19 protein-coding genes and 1 pseudogene are annotated in these 17,547 nt (G+C 66.3%); 8 read left to right on the top strand and 12 right to left on the bottom strand.

The features are described 5' to 3' along the window. Window positions 1–7 precede the first annotated feature (7 nt). Both purS and purC read right to left on the bottom strand, forming a co-directional pair. Window positions 8–250, bottom strand: coding sequence for a phosphoribosylformylglycinamidine synthase subunit PurS (gene purS, locus GGQ64_RS01105; RefSeq protein WP_183797993.1), 243 nt, complete (start codon window positions 248–250; stop codon window positions 8–10). 62 nt (window positions 251–312) lie between these two features. Continuing rightward, window positions 313–1,077, bottom strand: coding sequence for a phosphoribosylaminoimidazolesuccinocarboxamide synthase (gene purC / locus GGQ64_RS01100; protein ID WP_097140942.1), 765 nt, complete (start codon window positions 1,075–1,077; stop codon window positions 313–315). Between the two features lie 229 nt (window positions 1,078–1,306). Between purC and GGQ64_RS01095 the strand changes: the two genes are divergently transcribed. After that, entirely contained in the window at window positions 1,307–1,621 is a 315-nt protein-coding gene (locus GGQ64_RS01095; RefSeq protein WP_183797991.1) for a DUF1476 domain-containing protein, read from the top strand. A 96-nt stretch (window positions 1,622–1,717) separates the two neighbouring features. On the opposite strand, the gene purB is transcribed toward GGQ64_RS01095, so the two are convergent. The 6 genes from purB to GGQ64_RS01065 form a co-directional block, all read right to left on the bottom strand. Then, complete coding sequence (gene purB, locus GGQ64_RS01090) at window positions 1,718–3,025, bottom strand: adenylosuccinate lyase (protein ID WP_183797989.1); 1,308 nt, start codon at window positions 3,023–3,025, stop codon at window positions 1,718–1,720. 61 nt (window positions 3,026–3,086) lie between these two features. Then, the gene (locus tag GGQ64_RS01085; RefSeq protein WP_425488472.1) at window positions 3,087–3,608 is read right to left on the bottom strand and encodes a hypothetical protein; all 522 of its coding nucleotides are present in this window, start codon (window positions 3,606–3,608) and stop codon (window positions 3,087–3,089) included. A gap of 2 nt (window positions 3,609–3,610) precedes the next feature. Next, window positions 3,611–4,285 carry a DUF2259 domain-containing protein gene (locus GGQ64_RS01080; protein WP_183797987.1) on the bottom strand — a complete coding sequence of 225 codons (675 nt, stop codon included), beginning with the start codon at window positions 4,283–4,285 and terminating at the stop codon, window positions 3,611–3,613. 50 nt (window positions 4,286–4,335) lie between these two features. Beyond that, a complete protein-coding gene (gene rpe, locus GGQ64_RS01075; protein ID WP_183797984.1) occupies window positions 4,336–5,013 on the bottom strand; it encodes a ribulose-phosphate 3-epimerase in 678 nt (225 codons plus the stop codon). A 109-nt stretch (window positions 5,014–5,122) separates the two neighbouring features. Further along, window positions 5,123–6,142 (bottom strand): P1 family peptidase, encoded by a 1,020-nt coding sequence (locus GGQ64_RS01070; RefSeq protein ID WP_183797982.1) that lies wholly within the window; start codon window positions 6,140–6,142, stop codon window positions 5,123–5,125. Between the two features lies 1 nt (window position 6,143). Continuing rightward, a complete protein-coding gene (locus GGQ64_RS01065; protein ID WP_183797980.1) occupies window positions 6,144–7,229 on the bottom strand; it encodes an ABC transporter substrate-binding protein in 1,086 nt (361 codons plus the stop codon). Window positions 7,230–7,463: 234 nt separating this feature from the next. Here GGQ64_RS01065 and GGQ64_RS01060 point away from each other — a divergent pair, with 234 nt between their 5' ends. The 7 genes from GGQ64_RS01060 to GGQ64_RS01030 are packed head-to-tail and all read left to right on the top strand — an operon-like array spanning window position 7,464 to window position 13,170. Next, on the top strand, window positions 7,464–7,958 hold the full coding sequence (locus tag GGQ64_RS01060) for a flavin reductase (RefSeq protein ID WP_343059378.1): 495 nt from the start codon (window positions 7,464–7,466) through the stop codon (window positions 7,956–7,958). Window positions 7,959–7,981: 23 nt separating this feature from the next. Further along, entirely contained in the window at window positions 7,982–8,911 is a 930-nt protein-coding gene (locus GGQ64_RS01055; RefSeq protein WP_183797978.1) for an AAA family ATPase, read from the top strand. 8 nt (window positions 8,912–8,919) lie between these two features. Further along, on the top strand, window positions 8,920–10,167 hold the full coding sequence (locus GGQ64_RS01050; protein ID WP_183799082.1) for a vWA domain-containing protein: 1,248 nt from the start codon (window positions 8,920–8,922) through the stop codon (window positions 10,165–10,167). An 11-nt stretch (window positions 10,168–10,178) separates the two neighbouring features. Beyond that, window positions 10,179–10,508 (top strand): XdhC family protein, encoded by a 330-nt coding sequence (locus GGQ64_RS01045; protein ID WP_183797976.1) that lies wholly within the window; start codon window positions 10,179–10,181, stop codon window positions 10,506–10,508. Continuing rightward, entirely contained in the window at window positions 10,508–11,209 is a 702-nt protein-coding gene (locus GGQ64_RS01040) for an XdhC family protein (RefSeq protein WP_183797975.1), read from the top strand. Before GGQ64_RS01045 ends, GGQ64_RS01040 begins: the two co-directional genes overlap by 1 nt. Continuing rightward, on the top strand, window positions 11,206–12,837 hold the full coding sequence (locus GGQ64_RS01035; RefSeq protein WP_183797973.1) for an NTP transferase domain-containing protein: 1,632 nt from the start codon (window positions 11,206–11,208) through the stop codon (window positions 12,835–12,837). The genes GGQ64_RS01040 and GGQ64_RS01035 overlap by 4 nt, the downstream gene beginning before the upstream one ends. A gap of 3 nt (window positions 12,838–12,840) precedes the next feature. Next, on the top strand, window positions 12,841–13,170 hold the full coding sequence (locus GGQ64_RS01030) for a TfoX/Sxy family protein (RefSeq protein WP_183797971.1): 330 nt from the start codon (window positions 12,841–12,843) through the stop codon (window positions 13,168–13,170). 7 nt (window positions 13,171–13,177) lie between these two features. Here the strand turns inward: GGQ64_RS01030 and GGQ64_RS01025 are convergent, their stop codons facing one another. The 4 genes and pseudogenes from GGQ64_RS01025 to GGQ64_RS01010 all read right to left on the bottom strand — a co-directional run bounded on the left by GGQ64_RS01025 (window position 13,178) and on the right by GGQ64_RS01010 (window position 17,544). Further along, window positions 13,178–13,591, bottom strand: a complete 414-nt coding sequence (locus GGQ64_RS01025) for an NUDIX domain-containing protein (RefSeq protein WP_183797969.1) — start codon at window positions 13,589–13,591, stop codon at window positions 13,178–13,180. A 9-nt stretch (window positions 13,592–13,600) separates the two neighbouring features. Continuing rightward, on the bottom strand, window positions 13,601–15,130 hold the full coding sequence (locus tag GGQ64_RS01020; protein ID WP_183797967.1) for a DEAD/DEAH box helicase: 1,530 nt from the start codon (window positions 15,128–15,130) through the stop codon (window positions 13,601–13,603). Between the two features lie 177 nt (window positions 15,131–15,307). After that, complete coding sequence (locus tag GGQ64_RS01015) at window positions 15,308–16,612, bottom strand: M23 family metallopeptidase (RefSeq protein WP_183799080.1); 1,305 nt, start codon at window positions 16,610–16,612, stop codon at window positions 15,308–15,310. Window positions 16,613–16,697: 85 nt separating this feature from the next. Further along, window positions 16,698–17,544 (bottom strand): annotated as a pseudogene (locus GGQ64_RS01010) (ferritin-like domain-containing protein). Between the last annotated feature and the right edge of the window lie 3 nt (window positions 17,545–17,547).

Here is a 17,547-nt window from a genome sequence, read left to right as displayed (position 1 = left end):
TCAACCATCAGGCGAGGGCGATAGTATAGTTCTCGATTACCGTGTTGGCCAGAAGCTTCTCGCACATGTCCTTCAAGTCGGCTTCGGCCTTGGCGCGGTCGGCGGTCTGCAGCTCGAGGTCAAAGACCTTGCCCTGGCGGATATGGCCGACGCCGTCGAAGCCGAGGCTGCCGAGCGCGCCTTCGATCGCCTTGCCCTGCGGGTCGAGGACGCCGTTCTTCAGCGTGACCGTTACGCGTGCCTTGATCATGTGTTCCTCTTCAAACGCGTCCATATGCGGCCCTGACGGGCCGGCGGGAATTTCCGCCACAACTACTTGACCAGAACGGGACCCGTACCGCGGATCGGCTCGTTCTCGTTGATGATGCCGAGGCGCCTTGCCACTTCCTGGTAGGCTTCCAGCAGTCCGCCCATGTCGCGGCGGAAGCGGTCCTTGTCCATCTTCTCCTGGGTGTTGACGTCCCAGAGGCGGCAGCTGTCCGGCGAGATCTCGTCGGCGATGATGATGCGCATCATGTCGCCCTCGTAGAGCCGGCCGCATTCGATCTTGAAATCGACCAGCTGGATGCCGACGCCGAGGAACAGGCCGGAGAGGAAGTCGTTGACGCGGATGGCGAGCGCCATGATGTCGTCGAGTTCCTGCGGGCTGGCCCAGCCGAAGGCAGTGATGTGTTCCTCGGAGACCAGCGGGTCCTCGAGGTTGTCGGCCTTGAAGTAGAACTCGATGATCGAGCGCGGCAGCACGGTGCCTTCCTCGATGCCGAGGCGCTTGGACAGCGAGCCGGCTGCGACGTTGCGCACCACCACTTCGAGCGGGATGATCTCGACTTCCTTGATCAGCTGCTCGCGCATGTTGAGGCGGCGGATGAAATGGGTCGGGATGCCCATCTTGTTCAGATGGGTGAAGAGGTACTCGGAGATGCGGTTGTTGAGCACGCCCTTGCCGTCGATGACGTCATGCTTCTTCTTGTTGAAGGCGGTGGCGTCGTCCTTGAAGAACTGGATCAGCGTGCCCGGCTCAGGACCCTCGTAGAGAATCTTGGCCTTGCCCTCGTAAATACGGCGGCGACGGTTCATGGATTTTTCTCTGTAGTTGGCGCCCTTGGGTAGCGCAGTATCAATTCTTTCCGGGTCCATAAACGAATTGTACCGGTTTCACAATCGGCCAGTCGTCCGATCCCCTTATTTCAGGGCCTTGGCATTCCGCAAGTCATGCCTCAAACTTCACGTTGCACTTTCGACACGCATTTGTTTTATGGGTCGGCAGTCCCATTGGGAACAGATTCAAATATACGGGAGTCTCGACATGACCGCCATGCAGGATCGCGAAAAGGCCTTCGAAGCCAAGTTCGCCAAGGACGAAGAACTTCGCTTCAGGGCGGAGGCGCGGCGCAACAAGCTTCTCGGCCTGTGGGCCGGCGAACTGCTCGGCAAGAGCGACCTCGACGCCTATGCGAAGGAAGTCGTGGCGGCCGATTTCGAGGAAGCCGGCCATGAGGACGTGGTGCGCAAGGTCAAGGCGGATTTCGATGCCGGCGGCGTCGCCAAAAGCGAAGACGACATTCGCCGCCAGATGATCGAGCTGCTCGGCGTGGCGATCGAGCAGGTGCAGAACAACTGAGATCCGGTCCTGCGACCGCCTTCACGGCCGGTCGCTTGACGCCGACAAAGAGAAAGGCGCGGTCCCGGCCGCGCCTTTCTTCGTATCAAGACCGGCTCAGGCTTCGCCGAAGACCCGCCTGAAGATCGTGTCCACGTGCTTGGTGTGGTATCCCAGATCGAACTTCTCGCGGATCTGCTCTTCCGAAAGCGCTGCGCGCACTTCCCTATCGGCGAGCAGCTCTTCCAGGAAGTCCTTGCCTTCTTCCCAGACCTTCATGGCGTTGCGCTGGACGAGCCGGTAGCTGTCCTCGCGCGATACGCCTGCCTGCGTCAGCGCCAGCAGCACGCGCTGCGAATGAACAAGGCCGCGGAACTTGTTGAGGTTCTTCTCCATGTTCTGCGGGTAGACGACGAGCTTCTCGATGACGCCGGCGAGCCGGTTCAAGGCGAAGTCGAGGGTCACCGTCGTGTCGGGGCCGATGGCGCGCTCGACGCTGGAATGGCTGATGTCGCGCTCGTGCCAGAGGGCGACGTTCTCCATGGCGGGGACGACCGACATGCGCACGAGGCGGGCGAGGCCCGTCAGGTTCTCGGTCAGCACCGGGTTGCGCTTGTGTGGCATGGCCGAGGAACCCTTCTGGCCGGGGGAGAAGAACTCCTCGGCCTCCAGTACCTCGGTGCGCTGCATGTGGCGGATCTCGGTCGCGACGTTCTCGATCGAGGACGCGATGACGCCGAGCGTGGCGAAGAACATGGCGTGGCGGTCGCGCGGGATGACCTGGGTGGAGACGGGCTCGGGAACGAGACCGAGAGCGGCGCAGACGTGTTCCTCGACCTGCGGGTCGATGTTGGCGAAGGTGCCGACGGCCCCAGAGATCGCGCCGGTGGCGATTTCCGCGCGCGCTGCGACGAGACGGGCGCAGTTGCGGTCCATCTCGGCATAGAAGCGGGCAAGCGTCAGGCCCATCGTCGTCGGTTCGGCATGGATGCCGTGGCTGCGGCCGATGCGGACGGTGTCCTTGTGCTCGAAGGCGCGCGTCTTCAGTGCGGCCAGCACGCGCTCGACGCCGGCAAGCAGGATGTCGGATGCGCGTACGAGCTGGATGTTGAACGTCGTGTCGAGCACATCCGAAGAGGTCATGCCCTGGTGGACGAAGCGAGCGTCGGGGCCGACGATCTCGGCAAGGTGGGTCAGAAACGCGATGACATCGTGCTTGGTGACCGCCTCGATCTCGTCGATCCGGGCGACGTCGAAGACGGCCTTGCCGCCCTTGTCCCAGATGGTCCGGGCCGCTTCCTTCGGGATGACGCCGAGTTCGGCCAGCGCGTCGCAGGCGTGCGCCTCGATCTCGAACCAGATGCGGAACTTCGTTTCGGGCGACCAGATGGCGACCATGTCCGGACGGGAATAGCGGGGGATCATCGGCTTCGATCTTTCTTTCAAGGGGGCGTTGGCGCCCCTCTATCAAGAAAGGCCCGAAAGCTCAACGCATGGCTTTCGCGAGCCATAGGCTCACGGCCGCAAGCACGGGCAGGCCGACCGGGAGATAGAGCCCGAGCCCCAGCACGGCGAACTGGTAGACTGCGGACGTAAACGTGCCGAAGACCTGTCGTATCCCGGTCTTCGTCAGCAGCGGCTGGTGCCATTGCGCGTAGAAGAGCCGGTAATCCATGGCAAACAGGAAGGCCGTCATCGCGACGGTGCCTGTGGCAAGCAGCACCAGGCAGGCGGCGAAGCGGGTTTCCAGCCGGGCGTTTCGGGCGACGAGACGGGCGGCGAGAACGACGAACGGCCAGGCAAGCATCCCGCCGGCAAGGTAGAGCGCCAGCAATTGGGCGAGATGATCGGTCTCGAGCCGGTTGCGGAGATAGAGGGATACGACCGCCGAAGTGGCCATCAACATGCCCCAGACGAGGGAACCGGCCCCGAGTGCCGCCAGCGACGGAAACAGGGGCACCGGTGACGCCGTGCCCCGGAGCCGCAATCGCCGGCGTTCTGCTGCCATCGTCAAGGTTTCAGCGGCACGGCGAGCCACCGTCCGTCGAGGCCCTCGAAGCCGAGGCGGAGGACCATGACGAGCGCCATGTGGATCGGCTGCTGCGGCGCGTCGTAGGTGACGACGCCGGCGATGCGATAGCCGGTCGGGCAGCCGCGGCTCTGCGGCGTCCGCTCCTCCGAGTGGACGATCTCGTCGGCGGGCTCGCCTGACTTTTCCGCAAACGCGAGCGTGAAGCCCACGCCCTTTTCGACCAGGCCTTCGCATGATGCCGGCACCGGTGCCGGCGTTTCGGTCAGCCGCAGCGTGTAGGGTTGACCGACCCTCGGTTCTGCCGGAAAGGCGTAGTAGCGCAAGGTATCGGCGGCCGGGCCGACTTCGCTGTAGAGATTGAGTGCGACCAATTGGCCCGGACGGTCGTTGAGACTGTAGTGAGCGATCGCGGGGCTCGCCTTGGCCGCCGCCTCGGCGCGCACCCTGCGCAGGCTGGAATCGTTTTCCGGCGCCTGCACGCGGATGGGCGAGCCGGGGAGGTACTCGTCCTTGGCGGTGTCGATGAAAAAGATGTTGGAATAGGCGGATCCCGAACCGTCCTGGATGCCGAATTCCTCGTAGGCGAAGATCTTGCCGTCGAGGGAAAAGCCGATCGGGCGCACCTGCGCAAAGTCGCCCGCCGATGCCGACATCGGCGCAAGCCATGCAGCGATTATCACAGCGGCGATTTTGCCGGTTGTCGTCAAGCGCGTGCCCCTTCCGCGTTCGCCCGCAGAGTTTCAATCGTTTTGCGATAGGCGTCAACATGGCCGCCACCGAAGATGGCGGAACCGGCGACGAAGACGTTGGCGCCGGCAGATGCCGGAAGCGCGATCGTGTCGAGCGCGATGCCACCGTCGACCTGCAGCTCGATCGGACGCTCGCCGATCATCCTGCGCACGCGCCTGATCTTCTCTTCCATCGCCGGAATGAACTTCTGGCCGCCGAAGCCGGGATTGACCGTCATGACGAGGATAAGGTCGAGCTTGTCGAGTAGATACTCCAGCACCGCTTCCGGCGTGGCCGGATTGATCGAGACGCCGGCCTTCTTGCCCATCGCCTTGATCGCCTGGATGGAGCGGTCGAGATGCGGGCCGGCCTCGGCATGGACCGTGATGCCGTCGCAACCGGCCTTGGCGAAGGCTTCGAGATAGGGATCGGCGGGCGCGATCATCAGGTGGCAATCGAAGAAGGCGTCGGTATGCGGGCGCAGCGCCTTGATGACATCAGGACCGAAGGAGATGTTGGGAACGAAATGCCCGTCCATGATGTCGAGGTGGACCCAGTCGGCGCCGGCCGCGACGACGTCGCGCACCTCCTGGCCGAGCCTGGCGTAGTCGGCGGCGAGAATGGAGGGGGCGATCCGGATGGGGCGGGTCATGTCGGGCTCCGAGGCATGTTGTGCTGCCGTGCCCATAGCATTGCCGGCGGTATCGGACAACGAGGGATCGTGCGGGGCAGGCGAGGGGCTGGGCACGGCCGGAACCCGATCAGCGCGGTTGCCCGTCGCTCGCGTCGCGCCAGCAGGCCACGAGGTCGCCTGCCTCCGGCGTGGCGTCGTGGACGCCGCGGGCGATCGCGCGGGCCATCGTCGAGGCGGCTGCGGCGCAGAGTTCGATGAAACCCTCCAGCGTTACCGTCCTGCCGCTGGTCCCGGTCGCGATCGCGAAGACCAGGTCGCCGTCGAGTGCTGTGTGGGCCGGCCACAACGCCCGGCTGAAGCCGTCATGCGCGGAGATGGCGAGCCGCCTGGCCTCCGCCTTGGTCAGGACGGCGTCCGTGGCGATCACGGCGATCGTCGTATTGGTGGGGGCCGCAGTCGCGCCGCCGAGCTTGGTCCGCGGCTGTCGTGCTTCGGCGGGGATCGCCTGCGGCAGGCCGAGCCCGCCGAACTCGTTGCCCTCCTCGAAGGCTGCGGCCCAGAAATGGCGGGAAGGGCCGATGGTCGGCGAGCCGAGCGCATTGACGGCGACCAGCGCGCCGACGGTGACACCGCTTCCGAGCACCGTCGAGGCGGAGCCGATGCCGCCCTTGAAGGTCGCCGTCGTAGCACCGGTCCCAGCGCCGGCCGTGCCGGTGGCGAAATCGGCTGCGGCTGCCAGCGTTGCTGTGTGGCCGAGTTCCCGGTAGGGCGGATACCGCCCCCAATCCTTGTCGCCGCCATTGGTGAGGTCGAAGAGGATCGCCGCCGGGACGATCGGAACGAGGTGGGGGCCGACGGCAAAGCCGCGCCCCATCTCGCGCAGCGCCGCCTGCACGCCCGAGGCGGCGTCCAGTCCGTAGGCAGAGCCGCCCGAGAGGCAGATCGCATCGATCGTCTGGACGGTGTTGTGGGCCTCCAAAAGATCCGTCTCCCGCGTGCCGGGCGCGCCGCCCAGCACCTGGACGGCGGCAACGGCGGGCTTGTCGCACAGCACGACGGTGACGCCGGATTTCAGCCGTGCATCCGAGGCGTTGCCGACCAGGAGGCCGCCGACGTCGGTGATGAGGTTGCGCGGTCCGGGCTTCATCTCACTCGCCTGCCGTGGCGTTGCCGAGCGGCTGGAAGCGGCCGTCCCGCCACTCCATCCGCCTGTAGGGATTGTCGCGCAATTCGTGGTTCTCCCCGAAGCCGATCGCGCCGAGGACGGTGGGAAAGGTCTGTTGCCGAAGCAGGACGTCCAGCGGCTGGTTTGCGGCGCTGGCGGCCGCCGCGGCGCGGCTGACGACGGTGACGGCGGCGTGGGCGGGGAAGACGTAGCCCTCGGCGATAATGCCCGTCTCCTTCATCGCCGCCGCCAGAGCGATGCCTTCCGGTGTGACCCCGTCCGCCGGCAGAACGATCGCCTGCGCACCGTTGGCGAGCTTGATCTGGGCATCGGCCGCCATCAGCATCTCTCCGCCCATGAAGGACAGCGGCAGGCGCTCCGCCCTGGCGTCTCGCAGGATGATGGCCATGTCGCCGCGGTCGCCGCCGACGAAGACGCGTGTCGCCCCGGCCCGCACCAGTCGCCGGACCAGCCCGATCTGCTGCTCCTGGGCCGGACGGTAAGTGTCGACGAACACGGGCTTCATTCCGCGTTCCTCGAGCTTCAGCCGGACGGCCTCGACGAGTTCCCGGGCGTGGATCGTGCCGTCGTCGATGAGCGCGAAGGGCTCCGTCGCCCATTCCGCTGCGATCACGTCGACCGCCTTCTGCGCTTCCATCCCCGGCGCAGGTGCGAGCCGGAAAAGGGGCCAGTTCCGCTTCAGCGCGTCCTCCATCAGGACGCCGGACCGTGCGGAAAGGGTCAGCACGGGGATGCCGGCTTCGGCAAGTGCGGGAAGGACGGACTGGAGGTCCTCGGTGCACAGAAAGCCGATCGCGGCCACAGCCTTTGCCGAGACGATGGCGGGCGCGATTGCGCTGTCGCCCTGCTCGCTGCAGGCCTCGCCGATCTCGACAAGTTCGGCGCCGCTGGCCCTGGCCGCGACGCGTGCACCGGCGCGGACCTGTTCGCCGAGGATGGCGAGCGGGCCGGAAGCGGGCGCGACCACCGCGATCCTGGGGCCGGCGGCCACAGCGGGGTCGGCCAGCGCAATCAGCGGGAGGATGCCGAGAAGAAGGCGGCGGAGCATGAATTCACCAGTGTCGTTTCGCTGCATGTTTGCACAACCGGATTGCCTCCGGTCAAATTTCGCATTGAAGGCTAGTCAGGACCCATTACATTCACCCATTCCGTTCGGCTCCGTGGCTGACCCAATGCGGACGTCGCCATCCCCGGGTTCAAGAGATTGGAAAACGCCATTGCGGCGCTTACATTTTTCTTCATTGTTTCCATCTATCTCCCTTTTACAACAAGGGAGATCTTTGTGTTGGACCGATTGATGCTGGACCCGCCGCTCTATCGCGACGCCATGAGCCGATACGCCGGGCACGTCCAGATCGTCACGACGGCATTCGAGGGCGAAAAGCGCGGCGTGACGATCACCGCGGCCTGTTCGGTTTCCGACAATCCGGCCATGGTGCTGGCCTGCCTGAACGCTTCCAACCCTCGCAACGAGATCTTCCGCAAGAGCGGGCATTTTGCGCTGAACGCGCTGGCCGCCGACCAGGCGGAACTCGCCAACGTCTTCTCCGGCCGCGATCCCTCGATACCCGGAGACCGTTTCACCGAGGGCCAATGGGGCGAGCTCGTCACCGGGGCGCCGATTTTGGAAGGCGCACTGGCATCGTTCGATTGCCGCCTGATGGAGGTCAAGGTGATGTCGACGCACATGATCCTGTTCGGCGAGGTGCTCGGGGTCGTCTACGGTGCGCAGAAACCGGCCCTCATCTATATGGACCGGGGCTACCGCTCGCTGTAACCTCGCCTGAAAGCGGAGGAAGCATGGCAGCCTACAGGAAGGGATCTGTTCCCCGGTCGATCGAAGAGACCTCGGAGATGCTGGCGTCGGAGAACTATCTGGCCGGCCGCGCGCTTGCGACCGTCCTGTTCCTGTCTTTGAAGATGAAGAGGCCGCTGTTTCTCGAAGGCGAGGCCGGCGTCGGCAAGACCGAGGTCGCCAAGGTGCTGGCGAAGGCGCTGGACCGGCCGCTGATCCGCCTGCAGTGCTATGAGGGGCTGGACGTCTCGTCGGCGGTCTACGAGTGGAACTATCCCGCGCAGATGCTGGAAATCCGGTTGGCGGAGGCTGCCGGCACGACCGACCGCGATCGCATCGAATCCGACATCTTCTCCGACCGCTACCTGATCCGCAGGCCGGTGCTGCAGGCGCTGTCCTCGCCCGACGGGCGGGCGCCGGTCTTTTTGATCGACGAGCTCGACCGGACCGACGAGGCTTTCGAGGCGTTCCTGCTCGAGGTACTGTCCGATTTCCAGGTGACCGTGCCCGAGCTCGGCACGATCCGCGCGGCCGAACCGCCGATCGTCATCATCACCACGAACCGGACCCGCGAGGTGCACGATGCGCTGAAGCGCCGATGCCTCTACCATTGGGTCGACTATCCCGCGGCTGCACAGGAACTGGAGATCATCCGGCGAAAGGCGCCGGGCTGCAATGCGGCGCTGTCGCGCGAGATCGTCGCCTATGTCCAGAGACTGAGGACGATGGATCTGTTCAAGAATCCGGGCGTGGCGGAGACGATCGACTGGGCCACGGCGCTGACCGAGCTCGATCGCACCGCGCTCGACCCGGAGACGATCGCCGACACGCTCGGAACGCTTCTGAAATACCAGGACGACATTGCCCGGATCGAAGGCAGCGAGGGCCGAAAGCTCCTCGATGAGGTGAGGTCCGAACTGCGCGCGGCGGGCTGACCATGACAATGACCGGGGCGGGCACGGACGAGGGCGTCGGAAAGCGGCCACCCGAAGACGGCCGGCTGGCCGACAACATCGTCCACTTCGCCCGCGCGTTGCGCAAGGCCGGCCTGCGCATCGGGCCGGCCGCCGTCGCCGATGCGATCGAGGCGGTCCAGGCGATCGGCATCGGCGATCGCGCGGAATTTCATACAGCACTCCACTGCACGCTGGTCACGCGCCACGAGGACCAGGCGATCTTCGACGAAGCGTTCCGGCTGTTCTGGCGATCGCGCGATCTCGTCCAGAAGATGATCGCAATGATGTCGCCGGTCGTGCGCCGGGAGGCGGAGAAGGAGCGCAAGAAGGCGGGGGAGAGGCGGATCGCCGATGCGCTGTTCGCCGCGCCCGAGGACCGGCGACCGCCGCGCGAGGAGCCGGACGTGGAGATCGACGCCCGCTTCACCGCCTCGGTCAGCGAGGTGCTGCGCCGGATGGATTTCGCGCAGATGAGCGCGTCCGAACTGCGCCGGGCGAAGCGGGCGATTGTCGGCCTGACCTTGCCGATGGACGCAGTCAGGACGCGCCGTTTCCAGCCGAGCACGGGCCGCTCGAAGGTGGACCCGCGTGCGACGATGCGCCGGGCGATGCGCACTGGCGGGGCGCTAATCCTGCCGCGCTACCGCGAGGCCAGGATGGTGCATCCGCCACTCGTGGTGCTCGCGGACATTTCCGGTTCCATGAGCCAGTACACCCGCGTCTTCCTGCATTTCCTGCATGCGCTGACCGACCGCAGGCGGCGCGTGCATACGTTCCTGTTCGGAACGCGGCTCACCAACGTCACCCGGCAGATGCGTCACCGCGATCCCGACGAGGCCGTCGAGGAGTGCGCGCGCGCCGTGGAGGACTGGTCCGGCGGGACGCGGATCGGCGAGACGCTGAAGGCGTTCAACAGGCTCTGGTCCCGGCGCGTGCTCGGGCAGGGCGCCGTCGTGCTGTTGATCACCGACGGGCTGGAGCGTGAGGATATCGGGACGCTGGAGGCGGAGATCGACCGGCTGCATCGTTCCTGCCGGCGTCTCGTCTGGTTGAACCCGCTCTTGCGCTTCGAAGGCTTCGAGGCGCGGGCGCGGGGTGTGCTCGCCATGCTGCCGCATGTTGACGAACTGCGCGCCGTGCACAATCTAGAAGCCATCGAGGATCTCGTCGCAGCGCTTTCCGGCGAAAGTGGCGGGCGTGCGGATCCACGGCGGTTTCTCGCCGCGCAGACATGAAGGAGACTGCCATGGACGACGCGACTGACACCCTCGATCCGCTCGCCGTGGCGGAGCGCTGGATGGATGACGGCCGCGACGTCGCGGTCGCCACCGTGGTCGAGACCTGGGGCTCGGCGCCGCGCCCGGTCGGCAGCCACCTCGTCATCGACGCCGAGGGCAATTTCCACGGCTCGGTGTCGGGCGGCTGTGTCGAAGGCGCGGTCATTACCGAGGCGTTCGACGTGATCGGCAGCGGCGAACCGAGGATGCTCGAGTTCGGCGTCGCCGACGAGACGGCGTGGCGGGTCGGGCTCTCCTGCGGCGGCCGCATCCGCGTCTACCTGGAGCGGCTCGGCTGATGGATCCGCACATTCTTCGCAAGCTCAACGCCGATCGCCGTGCCCGCCGCGCCGTGGTGTACCTGACGGACCTCGGCGACGGACGCGACCGGATCGTGCGCGAGGCGGACGCCGTCGTCGGGCCGCTCGGCGAGGCGATCGCGGCTGCGTTCCGCTCCGGCAAGTCGGGCGTGGTCGAGGTCGAAGGCCGCAGCTATTTCCTCAACGTGCACCTGCCGCCGCCGCGCATCGTCGTGATCGGTGCGGTCCACATCAGCCAAGCGCTGGCGGCGATGGCGAAGGTTGCGGGCTTCGATCTGTCGATCGTCGATCCGCGGACCGCCTTTGCTACCGAGGAGCGCTTTGCCGGCGCCGATCTCGTCGCCGACTGGCCGGAGGACGTCCTGAAGCAGCGGCCGCTCGATGCCTATACGGCGCTGGTGGCGGTGACGCACGACCCGAAGATCGATGATTTCCCGATCCGTGCCGCCCTCGAGGCGAGCTGTTTCTACGTCGGCGCGCTCGGCAGCCGCAAGACGCACGCCAGGCGCGTGGAGCGGCTGCTGGCGGTGGGCGTCGATCAGGCGGCGATCGAGCGCATCCGCGCACCCATCGGCCTCGACATCGGCGCGGCAAGCCCGGCCGAGATTGCCGTCGCGATTCTCGCGGAGGTCATCCAGGCGTTCCGCCGGCGGGAACTGCATCGGGGGGCGTCGGCATGATCTTCGGCGAGATGTCCGCCGGGGCGGCGGCCGGAGCGATCCTGGCACACGGCGTGCGCAGAGATGGCGTCTCCTTCTCCAAGGGGCACAGGCTCTCGGAGGGGGACTGTCGGCAGTTGCAGGAGGCGGGCGTCGAAAACGTCATCGCCGTTCGCCTTGAGTCCGGCGACCTCGACGAGGATGCCGCCGCCGCCCGGCTGGCCGCAGCGATCGGCCCGGATCACCTGACCTTCACCACGCCGGCGACCGGCCGCGTCAATATTCATGCCGCCGTCGACGGACTTTTGAGCGCCGACCGGGCCGTGATCGACCGTTTCAACCGCATCGATCCCGCGATCACGATCGCAACCTTGGCCGATCACGCGACCGTGCGCCCTGGCGACATGGTGGCGACGATCAAGATCATTCCACTGGCGGTGGCCGAAGACGCGGTCGAACGGGCAGCGTTGGAGCTCGCCAGTGTCGGCGCGCTCTTGGTCAAGCCCTTTGCGGCGCGTCGGGTCGGCCTGATCGCCACCGTCCTGCCGTCGCTGAAGCCGAGCGTGATGGACAAGACGAGGCTGCTTCTGGAACACCGGCTGTCGCCGTCGGGAAGCACGCTCAGCGGTGAGGTGCGCGTGGCGCACGAGACGGCTGCGCTTGCCCAGGCGCTCGGGCCGGCGTCGCGCGACAACGAACTCGTGATCGTCTTCGGGGCGTCGGCCGTCTCCGATACGGGCGACGTGATCCCGGCTGCGATCCGGATGGCCGGCGGCCGCGTCGAACAGGTGGGACTGCCCGTCGATCCTGGCAACCTGCTCGTCCTCGGCCATATCGGCGAGACACCGGTGATCGGCGCGCCGGGCTGCGCGCGCAGTCCCAAGGAGAACGGTTTCGACTGGGTGCTTGCCCGCATCCTGGCCGGCGAGACGCCGGGACGGGCGGAACTGACAGGCATGGGCGTCGGCGGGTTGCTGGCCGAGATCCCGACCCGGCCGCGGCCGCGCGAACTGAAGGGCGAGCGCCGCGGCGGCAACGATGCTGCGCAAAACGTCGCGGTCGTCGTCCTTGCCGCCGGGCAGGCGCGACGGATGGGCGTCGGCGGGCGCCACAAGCTGCTCGCCGAGTTCGATGCCGTGCCGTTGGTGCGCAGGTCGGTTTCTGCTGCCATCGCGGCGGCGCCGTCGCGGGTCGTGCTCGTCACCGGCCATCGGGCACAGGAGATCGAGGCTGCCGTTGTCGGCCTGCCGGCTGCCGTCGTGCGCAATCCGCTGTACGGGGAGGGCATGTCCACGTCGCTGAATGCCGGCCTCGACGCGGCGGGCACCGATTGCGACGGCGTGCTGGTCCATCTCGCCGACATGCCGGGCGTGAGCGCGGCGGACCTGCGCAGGCTGATGGAGGCTTTTGCCGCAGCCGGCGGCAATGCCATCGTGCGGGCCGTCTCGGCCGGCAAGCGCGGCAATCCCGTGATCCTGCCGCGCGCGACGTTTCCGGCCGTCCGTGCGCTTTCCGGGGACGTGGGTGCTCGCCAGATCATCGAGACGTCCGGGCTCGACATCATCGACGTCGAGATCGGGCCTGCCGCGCATCTGGACGTGGACACGCCGGAAGCGATCGCCGATGCCGGCGGCGTCCTGAAGGGATAGGCGATGGACAATGATGCGATCGAGGAGATGTTCCAGTCGCTGGGACCGGTGACCATCAGGCGCATGTTCGGCGGCAAGGGGATCTATGTCGGCGACCTGATCGTCGCGCTCGAGGTGCACGGAGAGGTGCTGCTCAAGGCCGACGAGGTGACGATCCCCGAATTCGAGCTCTCCGGCTGCCGGCAGTGGGTCTATGAGGGGAAGAAGACCGGCGCGCCGTTGCGCATGCCCTACTGGACCATTCCCGACGACGCCTTCGACGATCCGGACCTGATGACCTGCTGGGTCAAGCTGGCGCTCGAGGCGGCCGTTCGCGCCGGCCCGAAAAAATGAGGCGATATTACCGCGCGCGGAGTGCGGCGGCAGCAGCGGCGGTGAAGCGCGACAGGGGCTGGGGCAGGTCGTTCACGGCGAACCAGCCGAATTCCGGCAGCTTCTCCGGCTCCATCACCTGCGGCTCGCCGGAAAAGTCCCCGGTCACGTAGATCAGCGACAGCCAGTGCTGGTTTTCCGCCTCGATGATCTGTTCCGACAGGCAAAGGAAATCGAGGCGGCCGAAGGTGAGACCTGTCTCTTCCTCGGCCTCGCGACGGGCTGCCTCGCGCGAATGCTCCATGTGCTCGACCTTGCCGCCGACGATGTTCCAGTGGCCGGCTTCCGGCGGACGCGTGCGGCGATAGAGCAGCAGCCTGCCGTCACGGACCACGGCGAGGCCGCAGCCGACACCGGGAACTTCGGAGCCTGGAACGGGCATGGATGCGGATCAGGCCTTGCCGGCGATCAGCATGAAGGCAGGGATGTCGTCGCCGAAGCCGACCGGCGTCGGGCCGTCGTCCTCGTCGCGGCGATAGCGGCTGCGCCGATCGCGGTTGTCATCGTTGGCAGGGCGCTGGTTGCGTACCGGCTGGCTCGGCCTCGTGTCGTTGTGTCGGTCGGCTTTCACGGCATCGCTCCCTCTGTCCGCCACGATGGCTTCCTTGCCATTGTCGTCGCGACGGTTGTCGCTTTTATGACTGTTTGCGCGATCGCGATCACCACGATCCCGTTCGGCGCTGCGCTCACTGCGCTCACCGCGATCGCTGCGGTCACGCTCGCCACGCTCACGGCCGCGGCCCCTGCGCGGCTTCTCGCGCTCGTCGCTCTCGACGAGTGCGGGCAGGCTGGCAAGGTCGCCGTCCAGCCATTCGACCTTCTTGTCGATCAGCTTCTCGATGGCGTCGGAGAACTTGGTGTCGCGCTTGGTGACGAGTGTGAAGGCGGCACCCGAGCGACCGGCGCGGCCCGTGCGGCCGATGCGGTGGACATAGTCCTCCGCATGGATCGGAACGTCGAAGTTGAAGACGTGGCTGACGTCGGGGATGTCGAGGCCGCGGGCGGCGACGTCGGAGGCGACCAGGAGTTGGATGTTGCCGTCCTTGAAGTTCGCCAGCATGGCCATGCGGGAACGCTGGTCCATGTCGCCATGCAGCGCACCGACGGAGAAGCCGTGGCGGTCGAGCGAGCGGAAGAGGTCGGCGACGTCCTTCTTGCGGTTGCAGAAGATGATGGCGTTCTTCAGATCTTCCTGCGCGCGGACCAAGTCACGAAGCTTTGAACGCTTCTCGTAGTCCTTCGCATGGGTGGCGACGAACCGCTGCGTTACCGTTATGGCAGTGGAGGCGGGACGGGCCACTTCGATGCGCTCGGGGTTCTGCAGGAAGCGGTCGGCCAGCTTCTGGATTTCCGGCGGCATGGTGGCCGAGAAGAACAGCGTCTGGCGGGTGAAGGGAATGAGCTTGGCGATGCGCTCGATGTCGGGGATGAAGCCCATATCGAGCATGCGGTCCGCCTCGTCGATGACGAGGACTTCGACGCCGGTCATCAGGAGCTTGCCGCGCTCGCAATGGTCGAGCAGCCGGCCCGGCGTGCAGATCAGCACGTCTGCGCCGCGCTCGAGCTTGCGGTCCTGCTCGTCGAAGGAAACACCGCCGATCAGAAGTGCTACGTTGAGCTTGTGATTCTTGCCGTACTTTTCGAAGTTCTCGGCGACCTGGGCGGCCAGTTCGCGCGTCGGCTCCAGGATGAGCGTGCGCGGCATCCGCGCTCGAGCCCGTCCCTTTTCGAGCAGGGTCAGCATCGGCAGCACGAAGGATGCCGTCTTGCCGGTTCCGGTCTGTGCGATTCCGAGGATATCGCGACGCTGCAGGGCGGGCGGAATTGCGCCCTCCTGGATCGGAGTGGGGATCGTGTAGCCCGCGTCGGTGACTGCGGAAAGTACCTTTTGGCTCAGGCCAAGATCTGAAAAAGTGGTCAAAGGGAGATCTGTTTCCGTTCCGGTTCTTGCGAACGCTTAGGGTTTCAGCTGAAGGGATGCCCGCTGGATGCAGCGCACATAGTCCGAAAGCGCCGGAAAGTCAAGGAAACGGCCGATTCTTGCGGATCGGCAGGTGAAGCGACGGTTAAGGCCGCCTGTAGGTTCACGCCTGCCCCCTCAATTCATGTAGGTGGAGAGCTTGCGGCCGGCCGAAAGAAAGCGGGCGGGATCGCTGGCGCGACCGTCGCGCCGGACCTCGTAGTGCAGATGCGGACCGGTCGAGCGGCCGGTGGAGCCGGAAAGGCCGATCGCATCGCCGGTGTCCACCTTGTCGCCGGCCTTGACCAGCACCCGCGACAGGTGGGCGTAACGGGTCGTCAGGCCGCTGCCGTGGTCGATCTCGACGAGATTGCCGTAGCCGCCGGTGCGGCCCGCGGTCACGACCGTGCCCGAACCGGTGGCCTGGACGGCGCTGCCGACGGGAAGCCGGAAGTCGATGCCCGCGTGCAGGGCCAGGCGGCCGACGAAGGGATCGGTACGGTTGCCGAAGCGGCTCGTCACCTGGCTGCCGGGGGAGGGGTTGGCGAAGGGAAGCCGGCGCACCGTTCCACGCACCAGTTCGAGCCGGTTGAGGGCCGTATCCAACTGTCCCAGCGAGGTCTCGAAGCTGTCGCCGGTTTCCGGCTCGACGAAGGGACCGCCGATCGCGTCCACGGCCGCTTCCGTGCCGCCTGCGGCCTGCACGTCGATGTCGTTGCGGGCCAGGATCTGTTCGATCGCGTCGGATGTCTCGGAGGCGCCCGCGGTCAGGGACGTAATTCGTGATAGCTGCTGGCGTTCAATGTCCTTCAGCGACAGCGTCACCCTGGAGAACATCCGGTCGGTGCGGTCGGCGACCGATTCGCCGGGTGCCGCATAGGCCACGGCCGCAGCGGATGCCTGCCGCGGTGCGGCTGCGGCCGTGCTCCTGCCGAGCAATCGATCGATCGCCTTCAGGCCAGGGGCCGAGTCGGCGCGGCGCCCGTAGCCCAGTTCGGCGGGCTGCTGGTCGGGTTCGGCCGTGCCGGAGAGGCCGGCGTCGCCAGCCCTGTTCAACAGCGTGTCGAGCTTGCCGTTGCGTTCGGTCAGCGCCAGTTGCTGCTGGAAGAGTTTCTCGACCTTCTCTTCGACCACCTGCTGGTCCAGCAGCTGGCGGCTCGTCACCCGGTCGACCTGGGCGCGGAGTGCGGAGATGCGATCCTCGTAGTCGTGTTGCATACGGGCCTGCCGGGCCATGGTGGCGCCGATCAGGCCGTCGCGCAGCACCAGGTAGGAGGTGGCGGCCAGGTATCCGACTGTGAACATCCCGGCAAAGCAGAAGGCGACGGCGAGCATCCAGGGGCGGATAGTCATGTGACGGATGCGGTCCCCGGAAGCGAGGATGATAATGTGCTGCTGCTCCTTCTTGCCGAAGACGCGATTTTCCGGACGATCCGCCACCATAACCCCCGACAACCAGTGCACTGCCCCTTACCCGGAATTACACACCGTTAAGGTTAACAAAGCTTTGCGAGACGGTGGCGGATCGTTAACTCTGGCTGACGGAAACAAGGCTGCGATAGAAGGCCGGGGTCAGTCCGGCTTCGGCACGGGCCACGTCGTTGAATGGCGCCTTGAGCGCACCGCGGAAATTGACGCGCACGAGTTGCTGGAAGGTCGCCGCGGGATCCTTCCTTTCGCGGGCGCAGAGGAAGCGAAACCACTTGGCGCCGACAGCGACATGGCCCTTCTCGTCGTTGTAGATGACGTCGAGAATGTCGGCGCTCTCGAGGTCGCCGGTCTCGCGCATCTTCTCCTGCAGCACCGGGGGTGACGTCCAGTCCGCGCGCCTCGAGGATCAGCGGTACGACGGCGAGGCGGGCGGTCAGGTCGTTGCGGGTGCTGTGGGCGGCCTGCCAGAGCCCGTCATGGGCCGGGAGATCGCCATAATCGGCGCCGAGCGCGCGCAGCCTGTCGCGGATCAGGCGGAAGTGCTTGGCCTCCTCGAAGGCCACCTGCATCCAGCCGTCGAAGAAGGAATGGGGCACGCCTTTGGTCGTGAAGCGCGCGACGATGTCGAGCGCGAGATCGATGGCGTTGAGCTCGATGTGCGCCAGCGCGTGCAGGAGCGCGATGCGGCCCTTCAGCGTGTGCAGCGAACGCTTCTTCATGTTCTTCGGCGGCACCAGTTCCGGCCGCACCGGCCGGCCGGGGCGATCGGGAAGGGGCGGATCGAGCGGGGAGCGGACGGAGAGCGTGCGGGCGAACCAGCGCCGCGCCGTCTCCTGCGTCAGCGTCGTCTTGGCGTCGAGATCGGCAGAGAGGATCGCCAGCGTGGCGCCGCCGCGCAGGCTTTCGATTGAAGGAATTGGAATCGTTTCAGCAGTATATGGCATTTT

Source organism: Mycoplana azooxidifex (assembly GCF_014196765.1).
Lineage (GTDB): Bacteria > Pseudomonadota > Alphaproteobacteria > Rhizobiales > Rhizobiaceae > Mycoplana > Mycoplana azooxidifex.
The sequence above is the reverse complement of the archived record's forward strand: the minus strand, read 5'-3'. Positions and strand labels throughout refer to the sequence as shown.

Coding starts and splice junctions, on each gene's coding strand:
- purS (WP_183797993.1), bottom strand. CDS start 250: ATGATCAAGGCACGCGTAACGGTCACGCTGAAGAACGGCGTCCTCGAC.
- purC (WP_097140942.1), bottom strand. CDS start 1,077: ATGAACCGTCGCCGCCGTATTTACGAGGGCAAGGCCAAGATTCTCTAC.
- GGQ64_RS01095 (WP_183797991.1), top strand. CDS start 1,307: ATGACCGCCATGCAGGATCGCGAAAAGGCCTTCGAAGCCAAGTTCGCC.
- purB (WP_183797989.1), bottom strand. CDS start 3,025: ATGATCCCCCGCTATTCCCGTCCGGACATGGTCGCCATCTGGTCGCCC.
- GGQ64_RS01085 (WP_425488472.1), bottom strand. CDS start 3,608: ATGGCAGCAGAACGCCGGCGATTGCGGCTCCGGGGCACGGCGTCACCG.
- GGQ64_RS01080 (WP_183797987.1), bottom strand. CDS start 4,285: ATGTCGGCATCGGCGGGCGACTTTGCGCAGGTGCGCCCGATCGGCTTT.
- rpe (WP_183797984.1), bottom strand. CDS start 5,013: ATGACCCGCCCCATCCGGATCGCCCCCTCCATTCTCGCCGCCGACTAC.
- GGQ64_RS01070 (WP_183797982.1), bottom strand. CDS start 6,142: ATGAAGCCCGGACCGCGCAACCTCATCACCGACGTCGGCGGCCTCCTG.
- GGQ64_RS01065 (WP_183797980.1), bottom strand. CDS start 7,229: ATGCTCCGCCGCCTTCTTCTCGGCATCCTCCCGCTGATTGCGCTGGCC.
- GGQ64_RS01055 (WP_183797978.1), top strand. CDS start 7,982: ATGGCAGCCTACAGGAAGGGATCTGTTCCCCGGTCGATCGAAGAGACC.
- GGQ64_RS01050 (WP_183799082.1), top strand. CDS start 8,920: ATGACCGGGGCGGGCACGGACGAGGGCGTCGGAAAGCGGCCACCCGAA.
- GGQ64_RS01045 (WP_183797976.1), top strand. CDS start 10,179: ATGGACGACGCGACTGACACCCTCGATCCGCTCGCCGTGGCGGAGCGC.
- GGQ64_RS01040 (WP_183797975.1), top strand. CDS start 10,508: ATGGATCCGCACATTCTTCGCAAGCTCAACGCCGATCGCCGTGCCCGC.
- GGQ64_RS01035 (WP_183797973.1), top strand. CDS start 11,206: ATGATCTTCGGCGAGATGTCCGCCGGGGCGGCGGCCGGAGCGATCCTG.
- GGQ64_RS01030 (WP_183797971.1), top strand. CDS start 12,841: ATGGACAATGATGCGATCGAGGAGATGTTCCAGTCGCTGGGACCGGTG.
- GGQ64_RS01025 (WP_183797969.1), bottom strand. CDS start 13,591: ATGCCCGTTCCAGGCTCCGAAGTTCCCGGTGTCGGCTGCGGCCTCGCC.
- GGQ64_RS01015 (WP_183799080.1), bottom strand. CDS start 16,612: ATGGTGGCGGATCGTCCGGAAAATCGCGTCTTCGGCAAGAAGGAGCAG.